31 protein-coding genes are annotated in these 25,472 nt (G+C 62.1%); 17 read left to right on the forward strand and 14 right to left on the reverse strand.

The features are described 5' to 3' along the window. Positions 1 to 45: 45 nt before the first annotated feature. The gene (gene ctaE, locus E9229_RS16600) at positions 46 to 684 is read right to left on the reverse strand and encodes an aa3-type cytochrome oxidase subunit III (protein WP_312855739.1); all 639 of its coding nucleotides are present in this window, start codon (positions 682 to 684) and stop codon (positions 46 to 48) included. 146 nt (positions 685 to 830) lie between these two features. On the opposite strand from ctaE, the gene trpD reads away from it, so the two are divergent. Beyond that, the gene (trpD, locus tag E9229_RS16605) at positions 831 to 1,892 is read left to right on the forward strand and encodes an anthranilate phosphoribosyltransferase (protein ID WP_312855740.1); all 1,062 of its coding nucleotides are present in this window, start codon (positions 831 to 833) and stop codon (positions 1,890 to 1,892) included. 86 nt (positions 1,893 to 1,978) lie between these two features. On the opposite strand, the gene E9229_RS16610 is transcribed toward trpD, so the two are convergent. Together E9229_RS16610 and E9229_RS16615 are read right to left on the reverse strand one after the other, a co-directional pair. After that, a complete protein-coding gene (locus E9229_RS16610; RefSeq protein WP_183512756.1) occupies positions 1,979 to 2,257 on the reverse strand; it encodes an Lrp/AsnC family transcriptional regulator in 279 nt (92 codons plus the stop codon). 56 nt (positions 2,258 to 2,313) lie between these two features. Further along, positions 2,314 to 2,697, reverse strand: coding sequence for a DUF3054 domain-containing protein (locus E9229_RS16615; RefSeq protein WP_246380830.1), 384 nt, complete (start codon positions 2,695 to 2,697; stop codon positions 2,314 to 2,316). A gap of 91 nt (positions 2,698 to 2,788) precedes the next feature. On the opposite strand from E9229_RS16615, the gene E9229_RS16620 reads away from it, so the two are divergent. Beyond that, positions 2,789 to 3,391 carry a helix-turn-helix domain-containing protein gene (locus E9229_RS16620; protein ID WP_183512757.1) on the forward strand — a complete coding sequence of 201 codons (603 nt, stop codon included), beginning with the start codon at positions 2,789 to 2,791 and terminating at the stop codon, positions 3,389 to 3,391. Continuing rightward, positions 3,388 to 3,933: a hypothetical protein gene (locus tag E9229_RS16625; RefSeq protein ID WP_183512759.1), complete on the forward strand. Its 546-nt coding sequence runs from the start codon at positions 3,388 to 3,390 to the stop codon at positions 3,931 to 3,933. Before E9229_RS16620 ends, E9229_RS16625 begins: the two co-directional genes overlap by 4 nt. Before the next feature lie 10 nt (positions 3,934 to 3,943). Here E9229_RS16625 and E9229_RS16630 read toward each other — a convergent pair whose 3' ends face one another. Both E9229_RS16630 and E9229_RS16635 read right to left on the reverse strand, forming a co-directional pair. After that, entirely contained in the window at positions 3,944 to 4,441 is a 498-nt protein-coding gene (locus E9229_RS16630; protein WP_183512760.1) for a methyltransferase family protein, read from the reverse strand. Between the two features lie 216 nt (positions 4,442 to 4,657). Further along, positions 4,658 to 5,527: a class II glutamine amidotransferase gene (locus E9229_RS16635; RefSeq protein ID WP_183512761.1), complete on the reverse strand. Its 870-nt coding sequence runs from the start codon at positions 5,525 to 5,527 to the stop codon at positions 4,658 to 4,660. Between the two features lie 468 nt (positions 5,528 to 5,995). Here E9229_RS16635 and E9229_RS16640 point away from each other — a divergent pair, with 468 nt between their 5' ends. Then, positions 5,996 to 6,691 (forward strand): MFS transporter, encoded by a 696-nt coding sequence (locus tag E9229_RS16640; RefSeq protein WP_221184689.1) that lies wholly within the window; start codon positions 5,996 to 5,998, stop codon positions 6,689 to 6,691. Positions 6,692 to 7,167: 476 nt separating this feature from the next. Here the strand turns inward: E9229_RS16640 and E9229_RS16645 are convergent, their stop codons facing one another. Beyond that, complete coding sequence (locus E9229_RS16645) at positions 7,168 to 7,551, reverse strand: ArsR/SmtB family transcription factor (RefSeq protein WP_183512762.1); 384 nt, start codon at positions 7,549 to 7,551, stop codon at positions 7,168 to 7,170. Positions 7,552 to 7,665: 114 nt separating this feature from the next. Between E9229_RS16645 and arsB the strand changes: the two genes are divergently transcribed. The 4 genes from arsB (at position 7,666) to E9229_RS16665 (ending at position 10,168) form a co-directional block, all read left to right on the forward strand. Beyond that, the gene (gene arsB / locus E9229_RS16650; protein ID WP_183512763.1) at positions 7,666 to 8,757 is read left to right on the forward strand and encodes an ACR3 family arsenite efflux transporter; all 1,092 of its coding nucleotides are present in this window, start codon (positions 7,666 to 7,668) and stop codon (positions 8,755 to 8,757) included. Continuing rightward, entirely contained in the window at positions 8,754 to 9,188 is a 435-nt protein-coding gene (locus E9229_RS16655; protein ID WP_183512764.1) for an arsenate reductase ArsC, read from the forward strand. Before arsB ends, E9229_RS16655 begins: the two co-directional genes overlap by 4 nt. A 488-nt stretch (positions 9,189 to 9,676) precedes the next feature. Continuing rightward, the gene (locus E9229_RS16660; protein WP_183512765.1) at positions 9,677 to 9,889 is read left to right on the forward strand and encodes a hypothetical protein; all 213 of its coding nucleotides are present in this window, start codon (positions 9,677 to 9,679) and stop codon (positions 9,887 to 9,889) included. A gap of 39 nt (positions 9,890 to 9,928) precedes the next feature. After that, entirely contained in the window at positions 9,929 to 10,168 is a 240-nt protein-coding gene (locus E9229_RS16665; protein WP_183512766.1) for a hypothetical protein, read from the forward strand. A 14-nt stretch (positions 10,169 to 10,182) separates the two neighbouring features. On the opposite strand, the gene E9229_RS16670 is transcribed toward E9229_RS16665, so the two are convergent. After that, positions 10,183 to 10,338: a hypothetical protein gene (locus E9229_RS16670; protein ID WP_183512767.1), complete on the reverse strand. Its 156-nt coding sequence runs from the start codon at positions 10,336 to 10,338 to the stop codon at positions 10,183 to 10,185. 316 nt (positions 10,339 to 10,654) lie between these two features. Next, positions 10,655 to 10,936, reverse strand: a complete 282-nt coding sequence (locus tag E9229_RS16675; RefSeq protein ID WP_183512768.1) for a hypothetical protein — start codon at positions 10,934 to 10,936, stop codon at positions 10,655 to 10,657. Positions 10,937 to 11,468: 532 nt separating this feature from the next. Here E9229_RS16675 and E9229_RS16680 point away from each other — a divergent pair. Beyond that, on the forward strand, positions 11,469 to 11,849 hold the full coding sequence (locus E9229_RS16680) for a DUF427 domain-containing protein (RefSeq protein WP_407671382.1): 381 nt from the start codon (positions 11,469 to 11,471) through the stop codon (positions 11,847 to 11,849). 180 nt (positions 11,850 to 12,029) lie between these two features. Here the strand turns inward: E9229_RS16680 and E9229_RS16685 are convergent, their stop codons facing one another. The 3 genes from E9229_RS16685 to E9229_RS19905 all read right to left on the reverse strand — a co-directional run bounded on the left by E9229_RS16685 (position 12,030) and on the right by E9229_RS19905 (position 15,658). Next, the gene (locus tag E9229_RS16685) at positions 12,030 to 12,254 is read right to left on the reverse strand and encodes a hypothetical protein (protein ID WP_183512771.1); all 225 of its coding nucleotides are present in this window, start codon (positions 12,252 to 12,254) and stop codon (positions 12,030 to 12,032) included. Between the two features lie 310 nt (positions 12,255 to 12,564). After that, positions 12,565 to 14,010 (reverse strand): IS1380 family transposase, encoded by a 1,446-nt coding sequence (locus tag E9229_RS16690; protein ID WP_183512772.1) that lies wholly within the window; start codon positions 14,008 to 14,010, stop codon positions 12,565 to 12,567. 904 nt (positions 14,011 to 14,914) lie between these two features. Beyond that, positions 14,915 to 15,658, reverse strand: a complete 744-nt coding sequence (locus E9229_RS19905) for a GNAT family N-acetyltransferase (RefSeq protein WP_312855741.1) — start codon at positions 15,656 to 15,658, stop codon at positions 14,915 to 14,917. Here E9229_RS19905 and zapE point away from each other — a divergent pair. Next, positions 15,657 to 16,742 (forward strand): cell division protein ZapE, encoded by a 1,086-nt coding sequence (gene zapE / locus E9229_RS16700; RefSeq protein WP_183512774.1) that lies wholly within the window; start codon positions 15,657 to 15,659, stop codon positions 16,740 to 16,742. The two genes, E9229_RS19905 and zapE, sit on opposite strands and share 2 nt — an antisense overlap. An 87-nt stretch (positions 16,743 to 16,829) precedes the next feature. Further along, positions 16,830 to 17,477, forward strand: a complete 648-nt coding sequence (locus tag E9229_RS16705; RefSeq protein ID WP_183513128.1) for a peptide deformylase — start codon at positions 16,830 to 16,832, stop codon at positions 17,475 to 17,477. Here E9229_RS16705 and E9229_RS16710 read toward each other — a convergent pair. Together E9229_RS16710 and E9229_RS16715 are read right to left on the reverse strand one after the other, a co-directional pair. Beyond that, positions 17,474 to 17,932: an SRPBCC family protein gene (locus E9229_RS16710; protein WP_183512775.1), complete on the reverse strand. Its 459-nt coding sequence runs from the start codon at positions 17,930 to 17,932 to the stop codon at positions 17,474 to 17,476. The genes E9229_RS16705 and E9229_RS16710 overlap by 4 nt on opposite strands. A 91-nt stretch (positions 17,933 to 18,023) precedes the next feature. Then, positions 18,024 to 20,084 (reverse strand): S9 family peptidase, encoded by a 2,061-nt coding sequence (locus E9229_RS16715; RefSeq protein WP_183512776.1) that lies wholly within the window; start codon positions 20,082 to 20,084, stop codon positions 18,024 to 18,026. A gap of 41 nt (positions 20,085 to 20,125) precedes the next feature. Between E9229_RS16715 and E9229_RS16720 the strand changes: the two genes are divergently transcribed. From E9229_RS16720 to E9229_RS16730, 3 genes are all read left to right on the forward strand, one after another. Further along, positions 20,126 to 20,983, forward strand: a complete 858-nt coding sequence (locus E9229_RS16720; protein WP_312855742.1) for a putative RNA methyltransferase — start codon at positions 20,126 to 20,128, stop codon at positions 20,981 to 20,983. 326 nt (positions 20,984 to 21,309) lie between these two features. Further along, positions 21,310 to 21,627, forward strand: a complete 318-nt coding sequence (locus tag E9229_RS16725) for a hypothetical protein (RefSeq protein ID WP_183512777.1) — start codon at positions 21,310 to 21,312, stop codon at positions 21,625 to 21,627. 493 nt (positions 21,628 to 22,120) lie between these two features. Beyond that, a complete protein-coding gene (locus E9229_RS16730; RefSeq protein WP_183512778.1) occupies positions 22,121 to 22,336 on the forward strand; it encodes a hypothetical protein in 216 nt (71 codons plus the stop codon). A 243-nt stretch (positions 22,337 to 22,579) separates the two neighbouring features. Here the strand turns inward: E9229_RS16730 and yczE are convergent, their stop codons facing one another. Next, positions 22,580 to 23,233 carry a membrane protein YczE gene (gene yczE, locus E9229_RS16735; protein ID WP_183512779.1) on the reverse strand — a complete coding sequence of 218 codons (654 nt, stop codon included), beginning with the start codon at positions 23,231 to 23,233 and terminating at the stop codon, positions 22,580 to 22,582. 97 nt (positions 23,234 to 23,330) lie between these two features. Between yczE and E9229_RS16740 the strand changes: the two genes are divergently transcribed. The 3 genes from E9229_RS16740 (at position 23,331) to E9229_RS16750 (ending at position 25,420) form a co-directional block, all read left to right on the forward strand. After that, positions 23,331 to 23,777 (forward strand): NfeD family protein, encoded by a 447-nt coding sequence (locus E9229_RS16740; RefSeq protein ID WP_183513130.1) that lies wholly within the window; start codon positions 23,331 to 23,333, stop codon positions 23,775 to 23,777. 149 nt (positions 23,778 to 23,926) lie between these two features. After that, on the forward strand, positions 23,927 to 24,859 hold the full coding sequence (locus E9229_RS16745) for an SPFH domain-containing protein (RefSeq protein ID WP_183512780.1): 933 nt from the start codon (positions 23,927 to 23,929) through the stop codon (positions 24,857 to 24,859). 213 nt (positions 24,860 to 25,072) lie between these two features. Then, positions 25,073 to 25,420, forward strand: coding sequence for an RNA polymerase-binding protein RbpA (locus E9229_RS16750; RefSeq protein ID WP_183512781.1), 348 nt, complete (start codon positions 25,073 to 25,075; stop codon positions 25,418 to 25,420). Positions 25,421 to 25,472: the final 52 nt, after the last annotated feature.

Below are 25,472 nucleotides of genomic sequence, written 5' to 3' on the forward strand. Positions count from 1 at the left end.
TTCTTTGAAATTGGTGTTGCCGGGTTTGGCGGGTGAAGTGGTCTGTTACTTCAGGAAGTAGATGATTGCGAACAGCGCAATCCAGACAACGTCAACGAAGTGCCAGTAGTAGGAAACCACGATGGCGGAAGTCGCCTCGTAGTGTCCGAAGTTGCGTGCCAGGTAAGCACGACCAATGATCAGCAGGAACGCGATCAGGCCGCCGGCCACGTGCAAGCCGTGGAACCCGGTGGTCATGTAGAAAGCAGAACCGTAGGCATTGGAGTTCAGTGCAATGCCGTGAGCCACCAGTTCGGTGTACTCGTAGGCCTGAACGGAAACGAAAATGGCGCCGAGGATTACGGTAAGGATGAACCACTCCACCATTCCCCACTGCTTCAGGTTGAAGATGCCACCGGTGCGGCGAGGCTGAAGATCCTCTGCACGGAACACTCCAAACTGGCAGGAGAAGGAACTGGACACCAAGATAATGGTGTTGATCAAAGCGAACGGTACGTTCAGCTTGGCGGTTTCGGTTGCCCACATCTCCGGCGACGCCGCGCGGAGTGTGAAGTACATGGCGAAAAGCGCGGCAAAGAACATCAGCTCGCTGGAAAGCCAGACGACGGTTCCTACCGACACCATGTTGGGACGGTTCGGCGCAGGATGCGCCGGGGCATTTAGGGCATGAGTCGCAGTTGTCACAGAGCCATTATGTCTATAAAAGTGCCCCAGATACCAATGCATCGGGCCCCGCGTGGCGTCTTTTCGCGGCGGTCACAGCCAACTTCCGCGGAAACACGCGGGATTAACAATGCAGACTTTCTACGAATCGTAGATAACCTAGGGGCGTGTCAACGTTCCCCGCCCCGAAGAAGTTCCCCACATGGCCCCACATTCTGACCGCTTTGATCAGCGGCCAGGACCTGACGCGCCCCGACGCGTCCTGGGCGATGGGTGAAATCATGACCGGTAATGCCACAGATTCGCAGGTGGCGGGTTTCCTCGTCGCGCTGCGCGCCAAGGGCGAAACCGTCGACGAGCTGACGGGCTTGGTGGACGCGATGCTAGCCAACGCCCGGCCACTGTCCATAGAAGGTGAACGCCTGGACATCGTCGGCACTGGAGGCGACCGGCAGAACACCGTAAACATCTCCACAATGGCCGCCCTGGTATGTGCCGGCGCCGGCGCTCGGATCGTCAAGCATGGAAACAGGGCCTCCTCCTCGTCATCCGGCTCCGCCGACGTCCTTGAAGAACTGGGCGTGAGGCTGGATGTGCCCATCGATCAGCTCGCCGACGTCCTTGAATCGGCGAACATCACGTTCTGCTTTGCCCAGGTCTTCCATCCCTCCATGCGCTATGCGGCGGTGCCTCGGCGTGAACTGGGCGTGGCAACAGCCTTCAACTTCATGGGCCCGCTAACCAACCCTGCGCTGCCTACGGCCTCTGCCATTGGTTGCTCGGACTTGCGCATGGCCCCGCTCATGGCCGGCGTGCTGGCAACTCGGGGGATCCGCGCGCTGGTCTTCCGGGGCGAAGACGGGCTTGACGAGTTCACCACCACAGCACCGAACCGGGTGTGGGAAGTGCGGGACGGGAAGGTCTGCGAATCCACCTTCGACGCAGTTGATATCGGCATTCCGCGCGCGACCCTTGAGGATCTGCGCGGGGGCGATGCCGCCTTCAACGCGCGCATCGTCCTTGAGGTGCTGGATGGCGTGACCGGCCATGTGCGCGACGCCGTGGTGCTCAATGCGGCTGCCGCACTGGTGGCAGCAGACTTCGAAGCCCGTGGAACGCTCGCTGAGCGCCTGGAGGTGGGCATATCAAGGGCTGAGCGAGCAATCGACTCCGGAGCTGCCAAGAGGGCCCTGGAGGCCTGGGTAGCGGCGACGGGGTCCCCGGCCTAGCCGGAAAAAACAGAAATGCGGGGCGTTGGAGGGATTTTCACCCCCTCCAACGCCCCGCATTTGCTTAAGCCGCCACAGCAGCCGATCTACTCGAGCCCGAGGGAGAATGCCGCATCAAGGTCATGGGACGAATATGCCCTGAACGCAATATGTGTCTGCGTGCCCCGGATTCCCTCGACTTTCGAGAGCTTGTTGGCGATGACCTCGGCCAGGTCATCGTGGTGCCGTACGCGCGCGATGGCAATCAGGTCCCAGTCGCCGGCGACCGAGTACACCTCGCTGATCCCCTCGATCGCCGAAATGCGCTCGGCGCATTCGGGAATGCTGTCGGCGGCGGTTTGAATCATCACAAATGCGGTGACCACGCGGTGCCTCCAATTCTTCTTTGGTTCTCTGGTTGGTTCATGGAGACGAGCCTAGTTCAGGCGGAGGTGTGGCGCATGCTTCTGCGCAGGATGCGTCCGGTGATCAGCCGGCGCCCCATCAGGAACAGTCCAAGCACGAGTGTCGCAACCACAATGAACGGCACCTCCGCCGTGGCACCGGTCCACACCCGAAGTGCCATGCCCATCCCGACTGTCAGAATCCAGACCAGGACACCCTGCGGCCAGAGCCGGGAATGCGTCTCAACGGGCACCGTAATCAGGGTGGCGATGACCAAGGCGGCCATGAACGGTGCTGCCGTCTGCAGGATGCCGAGCACGGACAGCCCGTGTTCATGCTGTTGGCGGCCCGACACGGCGAAGATTAGGACAAGGGCAAGATCGATCAACAGGAAGCCGAGCCATCGGGAGTGTTTCATCATGTCGCCTATTCTACCGGTCGTCGAACTGACGTTCCCTTCAAGACAAGTCAAAAACATTGTATGTTCATAAACAAGTTGTTACCTTTGTCGGATGATCGTAATCACCATCGACCAACGAAAATCCAGATCCCGGCCCGACTACGTGGACCCGCTGGTGCACCAACTGAACCACTCCTGGGAAATGCTCCGAGCCTTCGAGCGCACGGCGGGCGATGAACTCCAAGGGGTCATGAGCGATGGTGAGGCCGCAGTACGTCTAGCGATGGATGTGGTGGCCACCGGGCTGTGGAGCATCGGCATCGGTGTCGGTTCCGTGGTGCACCCGCTTCCGCAGCAGACTCGAGCCGGACAGGGTCCGGCGTTCGAAGCGGCACGCGACGCGGTGGAACGGGCAAAGTCATCGCCAGGGTGGATTGCCGTCAGCGGAGTCACGGGGGAGGCTGAGCGGATCCAGGCGGAACTCCAACTCGCCGCCGAGCTGGTGCGCAGGCGGACCCGGCCGGCAACCGAAGCCGGAATGTTGATCGACGCCGGCCTGACGCAGAAGGAGGCGGCCGCACGTCTGGGGGTATCCCAGCAAGCTGTATCGGCCCGCCTGAATGCCGCGCTGTGGTCTCCGACGGCCAATGTGATCAGGCACGCCGGCCTTGCACTGGCCGAAGTGTCGGCGCACTTTGATGTGATGGAACCATGAGCATATGGGCCATGGTGTTCCTCTGCCTCTCGGCGGCCGCCGGGTTACCCCAGTACTACCTGCGGCCGTCGGCGGGGCGCAGGGGGTGGCTTTATGCCGGCGGCGGGTTCCAGCTAGGATTCCTGGGCCTGTCGGCTCTGCTGGCGGCCATCGTGCACGCCAACGGGATGCAGGTTCCGCACCCTGCTGTGGTTACGGTGTTCTCGGTAGCCGCAGCCATGCTCGGCGGGGGGCCAGTCACCAAAATGGTCCTGTCTCTCTCCGAGCATTCAACTGCCGACGGGGATCAGCCCACGGAACCGGATATCCAGGGGCCGGTGCTACGCGGCGGCACCTGGATCGGCCTGCTTGAACGACTGGCCATCGCTGCCACCCTATGGGCCGGATGGCCCGAGGGCCTTGCAGTAGTGCTGGCCGTGAAGGGCCTCGGGCGGTACTCGGAACTCAACAAGGACGGCGCCGCAGAGCGCTTTATCTTGGGCACCTTTGCAAGTGTCATCTGGGCCTGCGCCGCCGTCGGCATCGGGTACCTGCTCACCTAGGACAGTACGGCTACCAGATGCCGGGCAGTAGGCGTTTTGTCCGGGTCCTGTAGTCCAGGTAGGGCTGGCCCATGACACCGGAAAGCTCGGCCTCCTCGACCGCGATGCGTCGGATCAGGGTAACCGCCGGTAGTGCCAGCAGCAATGCGACGGAGATCCAATTCCCCAGCACGATGCCATAGCCGGTCGTGAGTAACAGCAGCCCCGTATAGGAGGGGTGGCGGATCAGCCGATAGGGCCCTCGGTCGACTACCACCTGGTCAGCATCGACTTCAACTGTCAGCCTGAACGAACGCCCCAGCACCAGCACCGCCCAACAGCGCAGGCCCAGGCCGAGCAACATGAGCGTAAGACCCACTGCCGCGTGCCAGCCTCCCAGCGTCCAGCTCCTGGAATCCCGAAGCAGGAACTTGAATCCCAAAGCCCCGCCGAAGGCCAAGGCGAAGAACAGCCCGATCAGGCTTCGGGTTCCTCTGTCCCGAGAGGATCCTCCCCTTCCGCGGGACATATCCCGGATCCTCAAGCCGAATTCCAGCGCTATCCACGCCCACAACGTCAGCACCACAAGTGACCCACCCACGCTGGACACGCTAGCCCTCGATGTTGTGTCTGAGCTAGGCGTCCGCTGAACGCTCTCCGTAGGCCGACCGAAAACACTGGCGGCACCGGCCTGGAGGCACGCCGTTGGCTTTCGACATGCTGCGGTGCGGGGCATTGCGGTCCGTCAAACCGCTGGCAATGAATGCTGAGAGGCGGCTGCCGTGGCATCCAGATCTGCAAGGCCCAGGGGGATTGCCGGGGAATCCGGCAGTGGGAAGCTGGAGGAAACAGCCATCGACCGCTCAACGTGCAGGAGCTCCCCGGGCAAGAGCAGTCTCCACCCGGGATCCTCATTCATCTTCTCGGTGGCGATGATGACAGCCCGGCCGTTGGCCAGGACCGGGACATGGGCCCGAATCCTGGAGCTGCGCACATGTGGTGAACCATGATGGCCATCAGGTTTCTCCAGCACATATAGTTCATGAGTTTCCGGATAACGCAGCACCCACAGGTCGGTGGGGGAGGCGAGGATCAGATTCAGGCTGTAGACCGGCCTGGTTGCGGCGATCCAGGTCAGCGCGGCGGTCATTCCCGTCTCCACGTCGCCGCCGGCTTGGCGGATTTCGGCGGTGATTAACGCGAAGATCCGTTCGCTATCGGTCTGGCCGAGCACCAATCCGCTTCCGCCACGCAGTTCGATCCGGTCATCGAGCTCCCCCAGCCCGTGGACTACACCGTTGTGGGCGAAGAGCCGGCCATCCTGCTCAAAGGGGTGGGTGTTCTCCACGGTGTGGCCACCCGTGCTGGCGTAGCGCACGTGGGCAAGGAACGTCGTGCCTTCCAGGTGTTTGGCCTCGTAGGCAAACGTACTGTCATGCAAGGCCGAGAGGGGCTCCTTGCTGATGACGGGGACGCCGGCGACGGTGAACGTTCCTATTCCCGCCCCATCGGGTTCGTAGCGGCTTTGCTTGACCAGGCTATCGGGTGCCTGCAACAGCCAGAACGAGGCCTTGGTCGGCTCTGGTCCGGCATGCATTCCAAAGAGCCTGCACATTGATCCCCCTCGAAGTTGTTGCCACGGGGTTCGATTCGTTAAGTCCGTCGGGTCCCGGTGATCCAACCCTGTCGCGTTACTGGGGAGGAATCAAGCCCCGGATGTAGGCAATCACAGGCAAATCCGCATATCCCACCGGAGTAGCAAGGTCCTGTGGCGGCTTAGCGGCCGTTGACACGTTGGGAAACCCGAGCCGCGAGTTGGGCCTCGTGGGGGAGCAGGCTCAGTTCAACGGCATCGATGGCGATTCCAGCACGCGCCAGGATCTCGGCACGGTAGTTCCAGTGCCCCGTGCTGCATCTTCGTAGGTTGCGTCGCCATATGGTTCGTCCGGACCGACCACGGTGCGGCTGGTCTCCACGATGTCCTGAATGATGGTCTGAGACCAGGTCCCGGAGGAACCCCCGCCGCGGTCATCGAGCAGGACTAGTCGCAGCGCTCAGTTTCGTATGGCTGCTCCTGCTGCCGGTGGATTTCGAGTATTGGAGCTTTGCGCTTGCCCTGCTGCTCAACGGCATAGGGATGGGCCTCTTCGCCGCGCCGAACCGCGCGGGCATCATGAACAGCCTGCCACCGAACCGGCGGGGTGTCGGTGGTGGCATGAGTACCACCTTCCAGAACTCCGCCATGGTCCTGTCCATCGGCGTCTTCTTTTCCCTGATGATCACCGGACTGGCCCGGACCTTGCCGGCCACGTTAGCCTCGGGCCTCACCGCGCACGGGGTCAGTGCTCTCGATGCGGAGCGGGTGGCCGGCCTGCCACCGGTATCGGTGTTATTTGCGTCCCTACTTGGTTACAACCCGGTGCAAACGCTTCTGGGACCCGTCGCCCTGGCCAAGCTTCCGACCGCTGATGCCCAATACCTCACAGGCCGCGGATTCTTCCCGACGCTCATCTCGGGCCCCTTCGCAGACGGGCTGGCCGTAGCCTTCGACTTTGCGATCATTGCCTGTCTTGTCGCAGCCGTAGCCTCGGCGCTGCGTGGGGGGAAATATGCCTATGGCGATGAGGCCACCGTGCCGGCAAGTCCTGGCCCCTCGTTAGCGGGAACCGTGCCCTCTGATCAGGTCAAGGAAGCCCCGCGATCTGCCACCCCGGGAAGCCGCCAGCGCCCGACCTCGAATGACGGACCCACTTCCGAAATGGGCGATTCCGCACGATGACAGAGAACTGCCCTCGCACCCTGCCGGCGCGACCACCCACTATCGACCCGGTGTCTCATCTACCTAGGCCAGCGGACTGTGGGGACGGCGAAGTTGATGTCGTTCAGTGCGATCGCGTGCATGCCCGTCCTGGTCGCAATAACACTCGAATTCCGGGCCGATGTGGAAAGGGGATGAAATTATCCAAGTGATCCATGGAAGAGATTCACGGGACGCCCTCGCGCCGGTAAATTCGAGACAGTAATGCGCATCGGTCGAATATCTGCTTCCGGCCGGGCACGCACAGGCTTCGGACGTGAATAAAATTGCCGCTAGCATCTACCTGAATGGAACGTGTTGGAGCAGCCAAGGCGACGATTGCCCACAACCTGGGCAGCGTACTAGGCGGCCCTGCCTTCAGCAGGTAAAACGGGGGAGGGGGCACGTAACGAAGCGGGCGGTCCGCACAGGCGACGCCGAGAATGGCAGCTATGCGCCTACTTCGTGACCAGCGTTGCGGCAAGGCTGTCCAATGCTCCCGGGACCAGTGAGTAGTAGGCCCAAACCCCCCGCTTTTCGCGGTTGAGCAGTCCCGCTTCCACCAGGATTTTCAGGTGGTGTGAAACCGTGGGCTGGCCCAGGCTTAGCGGCTCGGACAGGTCGCACACGCAGGTTTCCGCTGTGGGGCTGGACGAGACGATGGACAGGATTCGCAAGCGGTTGGGATCGGCCAGAGCCTTGAAACGGGCGGCTAGGGCTTCGGCCTCCCCAGCGAGCAGCGGGACCTGCCCCTGGAAGGGAATGCAGCACGGGGTATTCGTGTATCTGGCCGAAACCGCGAGATTCTTCTCGTTGGTTTCCGTGGCCACAGGTATAGGCATGTGCCCGCGCTCGCTTTCATTCGACTCCCGACGGGAGATTGACAATCGTCGATATCTGCAAGGATACTCGTTACATCGAGGTTCGTCGATGTCTAATTTTGGAGAGAATTTACCGTGACGCCCACCGCCAACCCCGCAGACACCGGACACATCACCTCCAAGCTATCCACGCTTGATCGCTTCCTTCTTGTCTGGATCCTGGCGGCCATGGCCCTGGGCCTCGGGTTAGGGCGCCTCATCCCCGGACTCGGCCAGGCGCTGGATTCCCTCAAGGTCGCTGGAGTCTCCCTGCCCATCGCACTGGGCCTGCTGGTCATGATGTACCCGGTACTGGCAAAGGTCCGCTACAACGAAACCGGACGTGTTATCAGGGACAGGAAATTGATGATCACCTCCCTGATCATCAATTGGCTCTTGGCCCCCGCATTCATGTTCGCCCTGGCCTGGATTTTCCTTCCGGACCTACCCGAGTATCGGACCGGATTGATCATCGTGGGCCTGGCCCGCTGTATCGCAATGGTTCTCATCTGGAACGATTTGGCCTGCGGTGATGGAGAAGCCGCGGCCGTACTGGTAGCCCTCAACTCGGTTTTCCAAGTAGTAGCCTTCGGGCTGCTCGGATGGTTTTACCTCCAGGTACTTCCCGGCTGGCTCGGTCTACCGACCACCAGCGCCGAATTCACCATCTGGTCCATCACCCTCTCGGTCCTGGTATTTCTCGGTATCCCGCTGATCGCCGGGTTCCTCACCCGAAGCCTTGGCGAAAAGGCCAAGGGGCGCGACTGGTACGAGGGCACGTTCCTGCCGAAGCTTGGCCCATGGGCGCTCTACGGATTGCTGTTCACCATCGTGATCCTCTTTGCGCTGCAGGGCGACGCCATTATCGCCAAGCCGCTGGACGTCGCACGCATCGCACTTCCACTGTTAGCCTATTTCACCGTGGTCTTCAGCGCTTCAATGCTCATCGGCCTGTCCTTCGGCATGGGATACCCACGCACCACCACCCTCGCGTTCACCGCCGCAGGGAACAACTTCGAACTGGCCATCGCGGTGGCCATCGCGACCTTCGGCGTTACCAGCGGCCAAGCCCTGGCCGGCGTCGTCGGCCCACTCATCGAGGTTCCCGTTCTCGTGGCCTTGGTCTATGTATCGCTTTGGTCTCGCAAATTCTTCAGTAACGCCACCACGCAGAAGGTCACATCATGAACACCACGGCTCCTGAACCCTCAACACCAAAGCCCTCGGTCCTGTTTGTCTGCGTCCACAACTCCGGACGCTCCCAAATGGCTGCTGCCTTCCTGAATAGCCTCTCGGCCGGACGGATCGAAGTTCGCTCCGCAGGCTCGGCCCCGGCAGACACCGTGAACCCCTCCGCCGTCGACGCGATGAACGAGGTGGGCATCTACATATCCACAGTGTCCCCCAAGCTCTTGACCACCGAGGCGGTCAAGGGATCCGATGTGGTGATCACCATGGGCTGCGGGGATACCTGCCCGATCTTCCCGGGTAAACGCTACGAGGACTGGAAGCTCGATGACCCCGCGGGTCAATGCGTGGGTGCGGTGCGCCCGATCCGGGATGAAATCCGTTCACGCATTGAAGCTCTGGTGGCCGAACTGCTTCCCGCCACCAGCTGACACGCCCTCATGGCCCGGAAGCTTGAAGGCCATGAACCAGGGCTCCCTGTAGTCATCATCGGCGCAAGGCCCATTGGCCGGGCAGTCGCGGCACATCTGATCGAACGCAACCAAAGAGGTCCGCGTCCTCGAGGCTGTACCGAGCGCCGGTGCCGCCATGGCTGAGTGGTGGCACATCAGGCTCTTTTCTACCTGGCGCCACAATATTGACGCCGCCGCCTGCAGCCTCCTGAAAACCGACTGGGAACCATGCAGGCCATTGGCAAGCACGAGGCGGGGAAAACCGACTGCCCTCCGGCGCTGAAATACTCACCGAATGCCTGGAACCACTGGCCAACGATCCGGAACTGGCATCCAAGAGCAGTTTCGGCCATTGCGTCACCTTCATCACGCTCATCCAAGCCGATGGCAAGGGCATTGACAAAACCCGGTCTCCCGACCGCGCGGATGTGCTCTTCCAGATGCGGGCCAGCACATGCAAGGGAACCGTGGAAGGACTGACTCGGGCTAAAATCGACGCATCGATAACCTGGAACACACTCAACCCGGCTGGTCGTTCAAGCATCCAAGCCATCGGTGAAGCCGAAACCTCGGGGTTAATCACCTCGGCACTGCCGGACCCGCTCGGTGCGGACCGCGACCTTTTCGCCGGGAAAACCATTCTGGTGCTCGGCACAGGCCACTCGGCCCCGCTACCCTGATCAGCCTCGGACGGCTGCACCGTCAGCATCCTGCGGGGTTTGCGCGGAACAGCAAACCCCGAGCGACTCTACGGCGGCATGTTAACAGCGGAGCTGCCAGCCCACAGCCAACTTGGCGCTGGCCTTCGCCGCTTCGTCGAAGACGGCGATATCGCCATGATCGAAAATGTCTCCTTGACGACGCTGCAGGCGGGGGAGCGGTTGACCGTGATCCTCGACGTTAAGCGCAGTCTCGTCGTTTCCTCGTGGTTCTGGCCACCGGATCCCGCGCTGACTTGAGTTCCCTCTCCGAGCTACGCCTCGATCTTAATCAGGCCCTCGAAGCAAAGCGCGCCCTCGGCCCTTTCATCGACCCCGAGTTCTACAGCTGCCGCACCGTGATCGCACACTGCGAACGCATTCTCGCGCTCACGGAACCCGACGTCTGCAATGTGGGCGGGAAGAGTCATGGCCGGGCCCGAACGTTCCTCGTGATCATCGGATACGAACAGTCCAGCGCAATCGCCGCAGCCCTGGCTGGCGGCAGAGCGGCGGGGGTCCTGACAGGACGGGGGGGTGCCCGAGGCAGGCGTGTGCTCCACCGGTCTGGACGGTTCCTGCGACTTGCCCCGGCAGTCGACTTGGATTCCAACTGCCGAGCGCCCGGAGCCGAAGCCGCATCCTGCCGCGGAACACTGGAGCAGGTGCGCAGTGGCGTCACCACCGGAACCCTGCCTGGCCACGCCGAATTAGCAGGGGAGTAGCTCAACGACCTCTGTGCGGCGCTTAAAGCTTCCCCAAACCGGGACAGGATGAGCCGGCATGACGCAGCGGGTCAATGGGTGTCCCTATATCGAGAGGACCATCCTCTTCGGCGCCGCCTCCAGGGACTTCTACCAGCACCATTCGTGGGCCGACGCGGAATTGATCGGTTTTCACGATGCGTTCAAGATCGTGGGTAAATTCCACGGCTGCCACCCGGGCATGCGTCCTGAGCGTGTTTTTGCGGGCCGATCCACCTTTTGGTCGCAATTTCATCTGATGTTCTGTTGGGTTCGAGTTGAACAATCTCCGGCCTGTCCTCATTGGCGCAGGTCAGGGAGAAGCGTCCGTTGAGAACGCTTAAGGCGTGCTTTTGGAATCATGACCCCAAGAGTCCGCGGCAGCGAACTTGCATCTCTTCGGCTTCCTGTCGCAGCTGCCGCAGCTCGATGATGAGCTTTTCTATTACCGCGTTGGATGAATGGTGCAGCCAACAACTAACCGAGAATCTAGCGTTCTCCACGGGCACGGACCGCTAGCAAGCAGTGCAGGCAATCACCGTCGTCGTTGCTGCCTGCCCCTGGATTTGGACATCGCATCCGGGATGTAAGGCTGGAGGTTGCTTGTGGCCAATTTTGTCCCGCCTAGGCATTCACGGTGACATCCCAGCGGATGGTGTCACCATGGGGACATGACTTCTGCTCACGGTTTTTCGGAATTCTTTCGGCGCCCCCAGCCCATCAAACCCCAGGCTGGTCAAGAATCGGTGTGGGACTACCCGCGGCCACCAAGGGTCGAGCCACGATCGGAACGGGTCATCGTACGACTTGGCGGTCAGGTGATTGCCGATACCACCGATGCAGTGCGCGTCCTAGAGACGAGTCATCCGCCGGTCTACTACTTGCCGTTGGACTCGTTCCCCGCCGGTGCACTCATTGCGGTTCAAGGAACCAGTTTCTGCGAGTTCAAAGGAGCAGCGCACTACTTCGACGTCGTTGCCGGCGGAATCGTTGCGCCCCGAGCCGCGTGGATCTACCTGGAACCCGCCCACGGTTTCGAGGAGCTCAGCACCCGAGTGGCCCTCTACCCAAGTCATATGGATTCCTGCGAAATCAACGGTGAACAGGTGACCGCTCAGAAAGGCGACTTCTACGGCGGTTGGATCACCACGCAGATCGTTGGACCGTTCAAGGGCGGCCCGGGCACGGCCGGGTGGTGAGCACAGGGGTCCCTGGGTGTCATAGGCGTAAACCTCCACTTGCGGGATCGATGCCCAAGGTGCGCTGCTGGACCAGCATGCGGTCGAGGTAAATGTGCTGTGCGGGTATGGCGCCGTCGAACAGCCAGGGGTTGGCACCGTTTGCTGGTTTGCTGATTGGGGCGGTGGGCGAGGTAGCCCTCAGAACATCGAGGCAATCTGTGCTGGAACGAGCACCAACCAGTTGCCCAGCCTGAGGTGCAGGCCATCTGGTGTGGTGGCAGGTCCGAACATTTCAAGGCGGCGATCTTCCCGATGGGCTGACCATGCAGAAGCAAGATGGGGCAGTGATGCGCGGAGCCGCGGGTAATTCATCGGTTCCGAGGAATTACCGGATGAGTTCAATCCGTCCATGTCCTCGTTCACCACGCGGCTTCCATGGATGTAAATCTTGTAGTGGGTTCACTGGAAATTGCTGGTCATGCAGCGTTCTGCTCGTGGCGTTGTCCGGTAGCGGTGCCGCTCCGAGAAACGTTCGTGCCGATCAACAAGACACACGTCAGACCCGAATCCGCGTGTAGTGGATTTTCGGGGCTGATCTACTGGCGATGCGCGGGAATCGGGCAATTTTCGGTTTTTGGGCATGGAGGCGACCCGGCTCTCGTGCCAGGTTGACGAAAGGCCCATATTCCTTGGGGCGTTCTTTCTCGTGTGGTTCGGGCAGTGGTCCCCGGCATCAGTGGGGGGACGGTAATTCTTGTAGTTTCGGCAGGACGCGCGTGAGCAGGTTTTCACCGGGCGGCAAGCGCAGGTATGTAATCCCGGCCCCGCGGGTGATCCTCCCGGGGATCGCGAACAGCTCCCGACGTATCGTCTTGACGGTGCGCCGCCCGCGTCCGTTGCCGTGGTCGCTCCCGGTGATTTCCTGGATCCAAGCGCTGATCGCGCACCCCAACAGCCCCGCCCACATCCACACACTGTTGGCTGAAAAAGAAGATGATGGCAAATGGCGCATAGCGGTGCCGTGCTTGGCGTTCTTGTTCAGTTCCTCGATATCGGTGCGGTGCCGGTACCAGAATTCAACCTCCGCCAGCTTCTCCTCGGTGCTGAGGTCCATGTTGGTGAGGATGAAGGAATAGGAGTCGACTTCGTCGATGCGTCCTTCCAAGGCGAGGGCGAGCTGGTGCTTGGATATGGTGCGTCGCTTGCGGGCCCTGGCAGTGGGGATCTTGCCTGCGGCCACGCGGGTGCGCCGGGCGATACAGGTAATGTTTTCGTCTTTGGGCCAGTTGCCGGGCAGGTAGTCGATGACAGCGATTTCGGTGTTTTCCATGCCGATGGTCGGGATCCAGGTGTAGCGGCCCAGTCCCGCGGCAGCGGCCATGACCTTGCCGGTGCGCTTGGCGCCGATGGCAAATTCCACGTTGCGTTCCAGGCAGGCCTTCGCCAGGTTCCCGGCGAAGTATCCGGCGTCCCAACGGCAGCGGATCTGCTGCACGCCCTCCGGCAGCCCGGCGATGGATCGGTCCAGGATGTCCACGGCGTTGGCGCGTGGGTCTTCGGTTCCGCCCATGAGTTCGGCGGCCAAAGGGATCCCGGCCTCGGCCCAGAATCCGATGTGGGAGCGCAGGGTCAGGGCGCCGGTGTAGGCGTGGGCGGCTTTTTCCTTGGAACGCCCGTAGACCTCGATGTCGGTGGCGTCCCCGTCGATGGTCGCGACCTTGAGCAGGCTGCTGCGCCTGGGCAGCGACAGCAGGCCCAGCATCGTGGTGTTGATGGAGGCAACACCCGCTTCGATACCAGCCAGCTGGTGGGGTCCGAAGCGTTTGGCGATTCCGTAGGCGGTGGTGGAGGGAGGGGTGGGCACCGGTTCCAGTTCCTGGCCCGCGACGTCCCGCCTTCTGCGGTCCAAGCCCACGAAGAAGTCTTCCCCGGCCAACTGTGCCGAGGCCATGGAGAGGAGTAGTTCCCCGCCTGAGAGTCCCCGGTTTCGTTGTTTCACCGCACCGATCCCGGCTTCCAGTGAGTCCTTGAGCCCGAGGACTCGGTCGGCCTCTCGTAGGGCTTCTATGCCAGCGGAGGGGGTCAGTCGGGGGTCCGGGGTTCCGATGCGGACCCGTCGTGCGCGTTGGCGCTTTTTCCCGGTTTTGGGGGTCTTCTTTTTGCCGCGTAAGCTTGCCACTGAACAAGTGTCCTTTTCTGCTTGGCTAATTTTCGGTTTCGTCACCTTAATTATCCCAAGTCAAAGGGCACTTGTTCGGCTTAAACACACCCTTGGTTTAGGTGCTTACTCGCGGATTCGGGTCAGAGAGCGGATCACGGCATCATGTGGAAACGTATCGCAAGGGGACTATCTGCAGCAGATGCACTTTGTCTCTATTCTACTTGACATAATGTAGATTATCGGCGCTTCCATAGCAGTAGCCGAGAGGGGCTTTCCTGCCGTTTTCCACGAATCTTCCCTGAGGCCCGCCTGCGCGACCAAGCGCTTCCAAGCAGGCAACAAGTACCATTCGTTTGCAGCAACTCATCTCGAGATAACGTCCAAGGGATTGACGCTTTCAAGGATCAACAGATCCGCGGCCGGCCGATTCAGCAAGCTCATGACAACGATTCCCTGCCGGATCAGGCTGATTGCCCGACGCTCCGAATGGGAAAGCGTTCATTCCACATGCACCGAGTCGAGGAATGCCCGTTTCAAGCAACCGCAGTACCAGTGAGCCTGAGTTCACTTCGATATTCCGGGATCACCGATATTCCTCCGATCCATGTCGCCAGCGGCATGGATCGACGGCAGGAAATCTCCACCTCAGATATTGGCTACTTGACATAACTGCATGTCGAATGCCGCTCAGTCCACCCGAATGAGACTCAGTTCCTTCGACGCCTACCTGCGCCGCAAGCCGAAATGCCACACATCGGATGCAGGCACGGCCCTGGACATTCGTCCCTCGCTGAACCAGTATCCCGAGTTGCCCGACCAGCCATTCCTCAGATGAACCGGACGGATAAGCCTCGCTGGTCGATGGAGGTCCCCTTCCTGGCGAGGACGTCCATCGACCAGCGCTACCGAAGCGGGTGAGAGGTTACGCAGATAGCGCTGGCATCCCGGTGGATGCTTCCGAGCGCGAAGCCCGGAACAGCACGCCTACTCCCCCGTCGAATTGCAGTCCATGCAAAGTTGCAGCCCGGGTGAGCTCCGTAAAACCCAGCGCCGGGTGCAGGTCCCGGGATGCTGTATTGCGCAGATTGGCGATGTAGAAGGCCTGCCCGGCCTGACGCCAGATCCATTCAAGCCGTGTAAGCGTCAACGCAGCACCGATGCCCCGGCGATGGTCATCCGGGTGGACGCTGAGACCGCCTACATTAGGGACCAGCCGGCGCCTGGTCCTCGGCATTCTCGTACCAGTGAGGATTGGCCCAACCGACGATTCGGGCGCCAACGATGGCAACGATGATCCGGCGACCGGGATCATCGATACATGAGTGGAGAAACGATTCGGAACCCGCGGGCCGGTCCATCTGGAAGGAGAACTCCTGAATACCAGCCACGTCATCGTGCCTTGCTCCACGAAGCTGAACAGTGTCACCGCCTGTCTTTGACATCCATACCTACCCGATCTCATCGAATTCCATGCCAATGCGCCGCAAATCACTGCCCCAAGGCTGGCATGGAAACGGGTTTCGTGCTCAGCGGCGCTCTCGGGGAGACTCGAAACCATGGCAGAACTTTTGCAGTCCCCCGCAGGTAGTAGTTTCGGCTTCGGACGGCGCCAGCCCACTGACGTAATCCGGGCTACCGTGACCCAGCGGGCTGAGGGTGAAGCCATGGTCCTTGACACCGAACAGCTGGCAGCGCTTGACGCGTTGGCAAATTCAACGCTGTGGGCACTGGGGCAGGGGCACCGCCAGGATCCGGCAGGACGCCACTTGTATCTGTGGGGCCCTCCGGGACGCGGTAAGACCTGGCTGCTCGGCGCCTATTTCGACGCGCTTCCCACGGAACGCAAGAAGCGGATGCACTTCCACGAGTTCTTCCGTGAACTGCACGCCCGAGCCCGTGATGCATCGCGTGCCGCGCTGGAACGGCTCGATGCAGGGCCCCCCTCCGCCGGACCGGGCGTAATCCCGGCCACTGGGGCAGCACGTGCTGAAACCCGCAGCAGCGCCATCGCTACGGCCATCGACTCGCTGCTGGGCGATCTCGACGTGATCTGTTTCGATGAGTTCCACTGCAATGACCCCGGTGATGCCATGCTGCTCTCGCGCACGCTCAAGCGCATCTTTGAGCACCGCATCCTACTGGTCACCACCTCCAACTACTCTCCTGATCAGCTCTTGCCCGACGAATACTTCCACCACCTGATCGAACCGACGATCGATCTGATCAATACCCAAATGAGCGTGCTGCAGGTGGCCGGGGGCACGGACTACCGGACCCTGGCCAAGGCCTCGGATGAACGCAGCGGTTACGCAACGGGCAGCATCATTCCTGCGGGAGACACCGGTCGGATGATCGAATTGGGGCTGGAAATTCCAGCCAGCCACGAGGCCGTGACCATCAAGCCCACCACGAAACCGATAGCGGCCAAGCGTGCGGCTGATGGCCGGTTCTGGGCCTCCTTCGAAGAGTTGTGCGAGGGACCCACGGCCACGCTGGACTACCTTGCCATGGTCGAGGACTACACGCATTGGGTCATCGACGGCGTTCCGGCCGGAGACGCGATGAGCCCGTTCGGGTTGCGCCGCTTCGGCAACGTCATCGACGTGCTCTACGACAAGGACCTGCGCCTGGACCTGGTGGTGGATGGCGAGCTCGAGCCGGCTCTGACCCTGCTGCCACCCGCCGACGCCGCAAGGCTGAGAAGCCGTCTGGCGGCACTGGCGTCCAGGCTGCCGAGCGTCGGTCGCTGAGCAACCGCTCGCACCGGCGAACGTCGCTGTGGTCTGATGTTATCCGGAACCATTAGAATTTTTTACGAAAGGACCAGCGTGAGCCAGATGATGTCCGATGACACGTATTCCGCCGACCGGTTAGTGGAAATCGCCGCCACGTTCGTGGAATCCCACGCGGCCGGGACGCTTCCGCCGATCGTACAGCTGGGCCACCCGGTACTGCGAATGCGGGGGCTTGACTACACTGGACAACTGGGCGACGCACTGCTTTCGGACTTGCTGGACACCATGCGGGCCGTCATGCATGATGCCCCCGGGGTCGGCCTTGCTGCTCCGCAGCTGGGCCTTCCGCTGCGCCTAGCCGTGCTGGAGGACATCTACGCTACGGTTTCGGCCGTTGCCGAGACCCGTGAACGATCGGCGATGGAGTACTTCGCGGCGGTCAATCCCAGTTATTCGGCCGCCGGCACCCGAACGGCCTCGTTCTTCGAGGGCTGCCTGTCCTTCGACGGCTACCAGGCCGTTGTCACACGGCCAGCGGACATCCTGGGGACCTACACGACCCCGCAGGGCGTGTTCGTGGAACGGGAATTCTCCGGCTGGCAGGCGCGCATCTTCCAGCACGAGACCGACCACCTCGGCGGCGTAGTCTACATCGACAAGGCAGAGACCCGCAGCCTGTGCGCCAATTCCGAGTATCATCGCTGGGCAGATCCCGGCATCGAACGGGCCGCCGCTGTCCTGGGCTTCTAGACGCCGGACCGGTCCTTGTGGGTCAGTTCGGCCCAGGCGGCGAAACGGTCGAACTGTGTCTGAGATTGGCGGCGCACCAGCGGACTGAAGAAGAAGGCCACGGCGGCACGGATCGGATGCATGCGTAGATCATGCTCGACTATCCAGCAGACCCGCCCGTCAGGGGTCGGTAGCGGGCGGCCGAGCATCCGGCATTCGATCCCGTTGGTGACACCCACCGATTCCTCCGTCCCGTCGGGGTCCCTGCGGATGAAGGTCTCATCGGCGGTGACGTTTCTGCCGTTGGGAAGCCGGAGGTGATACCTGCACGTGGACCCGGCGGCGCCCGGGGTCCCGGAGAGCCACTGGATGTCCTGGATCTCCGGCTGCCACTGCTTCGAGTGCTCGGGATCGGCCAGCAGGGCCAGCACATGGTCCAGCGGCGCATCGACGAGGACTTCCAAGGTGAACTTCACTGCTGAATCCTTTGAGCGGGCCTGGTTCAGGGGTTCCCAGCGTAACAACGATGCGAACCCCTGAACCAAATCGCCTGCGTGTTACTTCAGCTCAGGCATCGGCCGGGGCGGCGTCCCCGGCCACCGGCAGGTACCGCTCCCACCAGTCCAGGATTGCCTCGAAGCGTGCTTTGCGGTGCCAGGGCGTTCCCGAGCGCGAGAGTTCGTGGTTCTCCCCCGGGAAGAGCAGCATCTCGGTGTCCACCCCGGCGCGTTTGAGCCCGACGTAGTAGCGCTGGGCCTGCTCGAGCGGGCAGCGGTAGTCCTCCTCCGAATGCATGACCAGGGTGGGGGTTTTGACCTGGTGCAGCTTCGCGAACGGGCTCTGCTCACGGACCGCGACCTCGTCGGTCCCGGTGTAGGCCTCGGAGAAGAACCAGCCGATATCAGAGGACCCGATGAAGGAGAACGGGTCAAGGTAGCCGCGTTCGACGATGGCCGCGGTGAAGCGGTGGTCGTTGGCGATGGTCCAAGCAGTGAGGTAGCCGCCGTAGGATCCGCCGAGCACTCCGGCCCTGGTGGCATCGAGTCTCGGTTCGGCCGCCACTGCGCCCTCGAAGAACGCGAGCACGTCATCCAGGTCCACCGTGCCCATGGCACCCTTGATGGCCAGACCGTGTTCACGCCCGTAGCTGGCTGACCCGCGCGGGTTGCATTGGAGCACTGCATAGCCGGCCGCCGCATAGACCTGGGCCTCGTCGAAATAGTCCCAGCCGTATTGGGAGAACGGACCGCCGTGGATGTTCAGCAGCACCGGGTGCGGACCGGGCTCCTCAGGCAGGAAGACCCAGCCGTGGACCGGGTAGCCATCTCCGGATGCGACGGTGAGCTCGCGTCCCGCAACGATGCGGGTACCGGCCCGCAGAGCCGAGGCGAAATCGGTCAGTGGCTCAAGTGCGCCGTCCTGCAGCACGCCACACTCCCCCGGGCTCATGGAATCGGCGTAGGAAACCACGATGGTTCCATCGGCCTCGGCGGCACCGGTGATGACACGCGGGCCGGAGGAGAGCACCTCGGTTTTTCCGACGGCGCTGACCTTGTGCAGTTCGCCGGAGCCGCGGACGCGGGCGAAGGCCAGCACCGAGTCGGAGCCCGACGCGATCAGTGTCGACTGAACGTCCCCGTAGTCGGTGTCCTGGGTGTTGGTCAGTAGTGTTGCGTCGAGGGTCGGAAGCCCGGCCACCGGCACCGCATGGACGCCGGTGCAGCGAGCCACGAAATCCGTTCCGTCCGGCCCCACCTCGGCACCCAGAACAAACAGAGTCGCCCCGTCGCCGGAGAAGGCCGGGGTGCCGTACGCGACCTGTCCGTGTTCGGAGCCAAGCACCAGTTCACCCGGAACCTCGGCATCCGATAGCTGTGCTGCCGGGACGCGGTAGATCATCGAGCGCAGGTCGGTGTCGGCTCCCTCGTGGTGGGCCGCCGTGTAGTAGACCTGTGTGCCGTCGGGACTGAATGCCGGCTCACCGGCATCCGTATCGTCGCCAGTGAGTCGGCGGGCGGAGGGGAATCCGGTGGGCGTTTCGCCCCCGGCTTCCTTAGCCGCAGCAGCGGCTCGACCCACCGCGGTGATGAAGGGTTCACCGTCGGGATCCGGGACATCGAGCACGAAGATCGAGGCCACCTTATCGCGGATCCAGCCGACCCCGTTGCCGCGGTACTTGAGCGTGGTGATGTGCCGCGGGTCCTCGGCGCCAGCGTCGACTCCCTCGACGGTGCCGTACCTGCCCGGTTCGGGCGTGCGGGAGGTGAAGGCGATCCGGGTGCCGTCGGGCGACCATACGAAGGAGCCGACACCGAGCTTGCGGTTGGTGAGCAGCTGCGGCTCGCCTCCCCCGGCCCGGGTGATCGCCACCTGCGGGCGGCCCTTGGCATCGGCGCGCAGGAAAGCGATCAGCGAACCGTCCGGCGAGTAGCGCGGGGCGCTATCGGAGGTGCCGCGGGTCAGGCGGCGGGGTTCGGCCCCGCCGTCGAGGTGGAGCATCCAGAGCTGTCCGACATAGCCGTCGGAGTCGAAGCTGGCCCGCGATGTTGCCACGACGGCATGGCGACCGTCCGGGCTGATCGTGGGCACGGATACAGTGGTCATGAGTTCAAGCTGCGCTGGTTTCACGGCACGAGCCTATCTGAAACACTTATTGAAGGAAATGCCCTGTGAACGAAATCTTCCGGGACGCCCACGACCTGCTCTGCCCGGTCTGCGGTAGCGACCTGAGCCTGGCCTCGCGCACCCTCTCCTGCCCCGAGGGCCACCGCTTCGATGCGGCCAAGCAAGGCTATTTCAACCTGCTCACCGGTAGGGGCACGGTCTTCCGCGAGGACACGGCCGATATGGTCGCCTCCCGGGCCGCATTCCTGGAGGCCGGACACTACGAACCACTGGCGGCAGCCATCGTGCGTCTGGCATACGGATCCACGCAAACGGATGCCCGCACTAAACCCCTTTCCGTCATCGATGCGGGCGCCGGCACCGGGTATTACCTGGACCGGGTCCTGCGCTCATCACCGACGGGTTCCCACGCCGTGGCGCTGGACATCTCCAAGTTCGCCATGCGCCGCGCAGCCAAGGTGGAGCACGCGCTCGCCCTGGTCTGGGACCTGTGGCGCCCGCTGCCATTGGCCGCTGGCTGCGCAGACGTGCTCTTGAACGTCTTCGCGCCACGCAATGGAACCGAATTCGCTCGGGTGCTGCGCCCGGGCGGCGTGGCCATCGTGGTGACGCCGCTGCCCGGGCATCTGGGCGAGGCCGCCAAGGCGCTTGGCCTGCTGGGCATCGCCGAACACAAGGCGCAGTCGGTGACCCAGGCCATGGGCGACGCGTTCACCGAGTCGGCCCGCGAGGAAGTCACGTTCCCGATGAGCCTCGGCTCAGATCAAGCAATGGCCTTGGCGTTGATGGGGCCAGCCGGGCACCACTTGGATGCCGAAGGCCTGCGGGCCTCGCTCGAAACCACGGGCATTCCATCGGTGATCACCGCCGCCTTCAGGATCCAGGTCTTCCTCCGGTCATAGGACGGTCGGCATCGGAGGCGCCGAACCCCGGATAGGCACGACGACAGTAGACCGCGAACCAGATTCCGAGTCTGCTCGGCGGCGGCTTGGTCTTTTTCATTCGTTGCCCCCGTCGCGGGTTGAGCTCCCGCTGGCGGCTTGAGGACCCTGCATGGGATCCGGAAGCACCACTTCGTTGGTTCTCCAAAGGCAGTGAGCTCTTCCCAATTTCCTCACACGTAGCGTCAGGTTTTCTGGGACAGCACCCCTCTGGCTTCCTCAATGATCAGCTCGATGCCATTTCCAACGGGTGATAGCCGAGCTCCAGGGAGGCGGTCGAATCCAGCATGATCGGTGTCTGCCAGGGGGTGCCGGCCCTCCACGGAGCCCGGCAAGGCGGGCTCGATTTCCTCTTTGCATGCGAACTCCGCGGCAATTCCAACAGCAATTTCCGTGGCAGTTGGAGTGTGCGGATCGACCGTGTGGAGTATGCTGCGGCCCGGATGACCGGCCGCGATTTTCACGGGGACAGCAGCATTCGCGGCGGCGGTAAGGTGGTCGGTCAGGTCTACACCGCCATCCTTGATGACCCGACATCCACTGGTCATCAATTCGGCAATGGTCTTGCTCTGAGCCTGCCAGGGCCGCCGGCCATGGAGCGCTGACTGTCTGATGATCGTGATCGGGAGCCTGGATTCGAGTGCCAGCAGCTAGGCAGCAACCTTGCACGGAGCACCCACTTTCTCGGCTGAACGGATCACCTCATCCGAGGCCGGCGGAAACCCGTCATTCATTTCGTTCACTGGGGGCATTAATCAATGGCAGGGAGTCTCCGTTATTGCGGCGACCGGCAGCATCGACATGGACGGCCCTGCTTGAAACTGAGGACATGGGCGGCAGGAGAGCCCGCACAGGCGCGGCGGCGTATGCAACGAGACCCACCATTAAGTCCGCAGCTTCACCGACGAGGCCTTCTGCCTCACATGCTTTGCTTCGACCCGGCTGGGCGGGTCTGACGGTTCAGACGAGCGGGACTCTGAAAAGTGACACTCCATGTCGTGACCCGAGCTCGTCGCGTTCCTCGCGCAAAAGCGACGACATGTTTTCCGGACCGCTTCAGAAGCGCTTGCTCTGGAAGACTGAGATAAAATTCGTTCCATGAGCGCATCATCAGAACGATCAAAGCGGTCAAATGTCATCAGTGCTTTGCTGGCAGGCTTTATTGCCGGTTTCATCTGGATGGCGATCACCGTGCTTGTAGGAAGCTTTACCACGGCGGCCACCGTTGGCGGTGGTCTTGGGTTCCTCATCGGAACTACGGTGGTGGCTTTCCTCATTTCCATGGCAGTATCGCGCTCCCGAAACGGCCACTGAGACGGGCCAGCCGGGATGATGTTGATAGACCGCTCAAAGCCTCTACCGTGCGCCGCCGATGTGTGACGGGCAGTGACGACTCCTGCTGCGCGACAGTGCGCAGGGTCTGACGCCCTGGAAGCTTTCCTAAACCCCGGCACCATTCTGGTTGATGGAGGTTCAGGGGCCAGCTTCGGCCCGGGCAACCAGCACGGTCTCCCCGTGAGCAACACCCGGGGTGCCTGATCCTCCGCACACCACTGCTCACTCTTGGATCGGCTGGGCAGTTGCTTTCACTTGAGCCCTTTCGTGCAAGCGGACACCGAGCAGGATGACGAAGCGGTGGATCAACGGCCCGATAGCCAACGCAAAGACAATGGTGCCCACCCCGACGGTCCCGCCCATGAGTGCGCCGATAATCACGGCTGCAACCTCGATGGTTCCGCGGATGAGCCAGACCGGCCTGCCGGTGCGCGCAAGCAGGCCGGTCATCAGCCCGTCACGTGGACCCGGCCCCAGGCCGGCACCGATGTACAGGGTGGTGCCCAGCGCCAACATCAGGATTCCGGCGATGAGGTACCCGGCCGAGACCCAGATATTGCTGGGCAGAGGCAGGACGGCGAGGATGAAATCAGCCATCAACCCGACGCCTGCCGCGTTTGCTATGGTACCCAGGCCGGGTCGCTGCCGCAATGGAATCCAGAGAAGCAACACCACTGCGGAAATGATGATGCTCGATATTCCAAAGGACCACCCGGTCGCCAGCGCTACGCCTTGGGCCAGGACGTCCCACGGCGAGGCTCCGAGTCCTGCGTGGATCATAAGTGAGACGGCGGTTCCACAGATCGCCAAGCCGATGACCAGGCGCAGGATCCTGGCCGGAATGGACGCGGACCGGATGAACCACTTCAAAAACATACTCCCTTGTGCTGATACTTCATTGTCCGTTGATCGGGCAAAATAGAGGTTAACGAGAAGGTACGGTTCCTTCTTCTTCGTGACGCGAGGTATGGCAATGTTTGAGTGGATCTTGTCGAACGGCTGGCTGTTCTGGCTGGCGCTGTTCTTATTGCTTGCCATCATCGAAATGATGTCGCTCGACCTCTATTTCATCATGCTCGGCGTCGGCGCGTTGGGCGGCTTGTCGGTTGCGCTGGGCAACGGACCGCTATGGCTCCAAGTCGTTCTGTTCTGCGTCGTCTCGCTGGCAATGATCTTCACCGTGCGACCCGTTGCGATCAGACACTTGAATAAGGGCCCCGGTGCCCTGCTGACCAATGTAGAACGGCTCATTGGCGAGGACGCCCTGGTTCTCGAGCCGACCACGAAGATGGCGGGCCGGGCGAAGATCGGCGGTGAAACCTGGAGCGTACGCACAGAGGATGACTCGCCGCTCGAGCCGGGCAGCTACGGTACCGTGGTGCGCATTGCCGGGGCAACCGCCTTCATCACCGCACGCTGACATTCAAGAATATTCGGGTCGGACCGACCAGGTCGCTGTGGGCAGCCCGGCTGGGTGCCGGGTTACTACAAAAATTTGAAATATTACGTTGGGGCCGAGAAATCCGGCCCGTCGCCCCGACGGGGCGTCATCAAATAAAGGAGGACCAGATGACAGGACAGAAACTCGGCGTCGCCATCGTACTCATCGTGTTGGCGATTTTCGTCATCATCGTGTTGGTGCGCGCCGTACGGATCGTTCCCCAGGCCCGGGCCGGGATCGTGGAACGGCTGGGAAAGTACAACCGCACGCTCAACCCGGGATTGACGATCCTCATTCCATTCGTGGACCGGCTACTTCCGCTGCTGGATCTGCGCGAACAGGTAGTCAGCTTCCCGCCGCAACCAGTGATCACCGAGGATAACCTGGTCGTCTCGATCGACACGGTTGTCTACTTCCAGGTCACCGAGCCACGTGCCGCGACCTACGAAATCGCGAACTACATTCAGGCAGTGGAACAGCTGACCACCACCACGCTGCGTAACGTGGTCGGCGGCTTGAACCTCGAAGAGGCACTGACCAGCCGAGACCAGATCAATGGCCAGCTGCGCGGGGTACTTGACGAAGCCACTGGCAAGTGGGGCATCCGGGTCTCCCGCGTGGAGCTCAAGGCCATCGATCCACCCCACTCCATCCAGGACTCGATGGAGAAGCAGATGCGTGCCGAGCGTGACCGCCGTGCCGCAATTTTGACGGCTGAGGGCACGAAGCAGTCGGCCATCCTCACCGCCGAGGGCCAGCGCCAGTCATCCATCCTGAAAGCCGAAGGCGATGCGAAGGCGGCGATCCTTCGTGCCGATGGCGAGGCGCAGGCCATCCAGAAGGTGTTCGACGCTATCCACGCCGGAAAGCCGGACCAGAAGCTGCTGGCCTACCAGTACCTGCAGATGCTGCCGAAGATCGCCGAGGGCACGGCGAATAAGCTGTGGATCATCCCCAGCGAGGTCGGCGAGGCGCTCAAGGGCATCGGCGGGGCGCTGGGCAACCTGGGCCCGGCCGATGGAGACGAGCCTGATTCCAAACCAAGTTCAACGTTGATGTAAGACGGCAGCCACCGACAAGCGGTGACCCGGGGTAAGGCAAAGCACACCCCACAATGGCGGGCCGGTACTCCCCCACGGCGGGGGTACCGGCCCGATGGGTTTTCGGGGCGTACAATTGATTCTTCGAGACTTCCGCCCGGTGGGAATCAAATTGACACCAGTGGCGTTGAAATCAGTAGTGAAATCCGTTGGTCATCGCATTAGGGAGAAATCATGAGCGATCGCAGTCTGCGCGGGATGCGCCTTGGCGCACAGAGCATGGAAACCGAAGCCGGAGTCGAGCCGGCGCCGCGTCAGCGCGTCGAGTACCGCTGCGAGGACGGTGAGCAGGTATTTGTCACGTTCTCCTCGGAAGCTGACGTACCGCAGACTTGGACGTCCAAGACCGGCAAGGAAGCCCGCCTGGTCAATGGCGAAAAGCAGGAAGAGTCCAATGAGAAGCCGGTCCGCACCCACTGGGACATGCTTCTGGAACGACGGAGCATCGAAGAGCTGGAGACGATCCTTCAGGATCGCTTGGACAAGCTGCGCAGCGCGCGCGGCGCGGCCATGAAGGCCTAGGGCTTCAGCCACATCAAGAGGAGGGGCCGGTTACCAGGAATTTCCTGGTAAC

This window comes from Paeniglutamicibacter cryotolerans (assembly GCF_014190875.1).
Taxonomy (GTDB): domain Bacteria; phylum Actinomycetota; class Actinomycetes; order Actinomycetales; family Micrococcaceae; genus Paeniglutamicibacter; species Paeniglutamicibacter cryotolerans.

Excerpts from the sequence above, each read along its gene's own strand:
- E9229_RS16645 (WP_183512762.1), bottom strand. The coding sequence starts at position 7,551 with ATGCCTATACCTGTGGCCACGGAAACCAACGAGAAGAATCTCGCGGTT.
- E9229_RS16745 (WP_183512780.1), top strand. The coding sequence starts at position 23,927 with ATGACAGGACAGAAACTCGGCGTCGCCATCGTACTCATCGTGTTGGCG.
- E9229_RS16635 (WP_183512761.1), bottom strand. The coding sequence starts at position 5,527 with ATGTGCAGGCTCTTTGGAATGCATGCCGGACCAGAGCCGACCAAGGCC.
- E9229_RS16615 (WP_246380830.1), bottom strand. The coding sequence starts at position 2,697 with ATGATGAAACACTCCCGATGGCTCGGCTTCCTGTTGATCGATCTTGCC.
- E9229_RS16740 (WP_183513130.1), top strand. The coding sequence starts at position 23,331 with ATGTTTGAGTGGATCTTGTCGAACGGCTGGCTGTTCTGGCTGGCGCTG.
- E9229_RS16725 (WP_183512777.1), top strand. The coding sequence starts at position 21,310 with ATGATCGGTGTCTGCCAGGGGGTGCCGGCCCTCCACGGAGCCCGGCAA.
- zapE (WP_183512774.1), top strand. The coding sequence starts at position 15,657 with ATGGTCCTTGACACCGAACAGCTGGCAGCGCTTGACGCGTTGGCAAAT.
- E9229_RS16625 (WP_183512759.1), top strand. The coding sequence starts at position 3,388 with ATGAGCATATGGGCCATGGTGTTCCTCTGCCTCTCGGCGGCCGCCGGG.
- E9229_RS16730 (WP_183512778.1), top strand. The coding sequence starts at position 22,121 with ATGAGCGCATCATCAGAACGATCAAAGCGGTCAAATGTCATCAGTGCT.
- E9229_RS16655 (WP_183512764.1), top strand. The coding sequence starts at position 8,754 with ATGAACACCACGGCTCCTGAACCCTCAACACCAAAGCCCTCGGTCCTG.
- E9229_RS16670 (WP_183512767.1), bottom strand. The coding sequence starts at position 10,338 with ATGACTCTTCCCGCCCACATTGCAGACGTCGGGTTCCGTGAGCGCGAG.
- E9229_RS16750 (WP_183512781.1), top strand. The coding sequence starts at position 25,073 with ATGAGCGATCGCAGTCTGCGCGGGATGCGCCTTGGCGCACAGAGCATG.
- E9229_RS16705 (WP_183513128.1), top strand. The coding sequence starts at position 16,830 with ATGATGTCCGATGACACGTATTCCGCCGACCGGTTAGTGGAAATCGCC.
- E9229_RS16620 (WP_183512757.1), top strand. The coding sequence starts at position 2,789 with ATGATCGTAATCACCATCGACCAACGAAAATCCAGATCCCGGCCCGAC.
- E9229_RS19905 (WP_312855741.1), bottom strand. The coding sequence starts at position 15,658 with ATGGCTTCACCCTCAGCCCGCTGGGTCACGGTAGCCCGGATTACGTCA.
- yczE (WP_183512779.1), bottom strand. The coding sequence starts at position 23,233 with ATGTTTTTGAAGTGGTTCATCCGGTCCGCGTCCATTCCGGCCAGGATC.
- E9229_RS16630 (WP_183512760.1), bottom strand. The coding sequence starts at position 4,441 with ATGTCCCGCGGAAGGGGAGGATCCTCTCGGGACAGAGGAACCCGAAGC.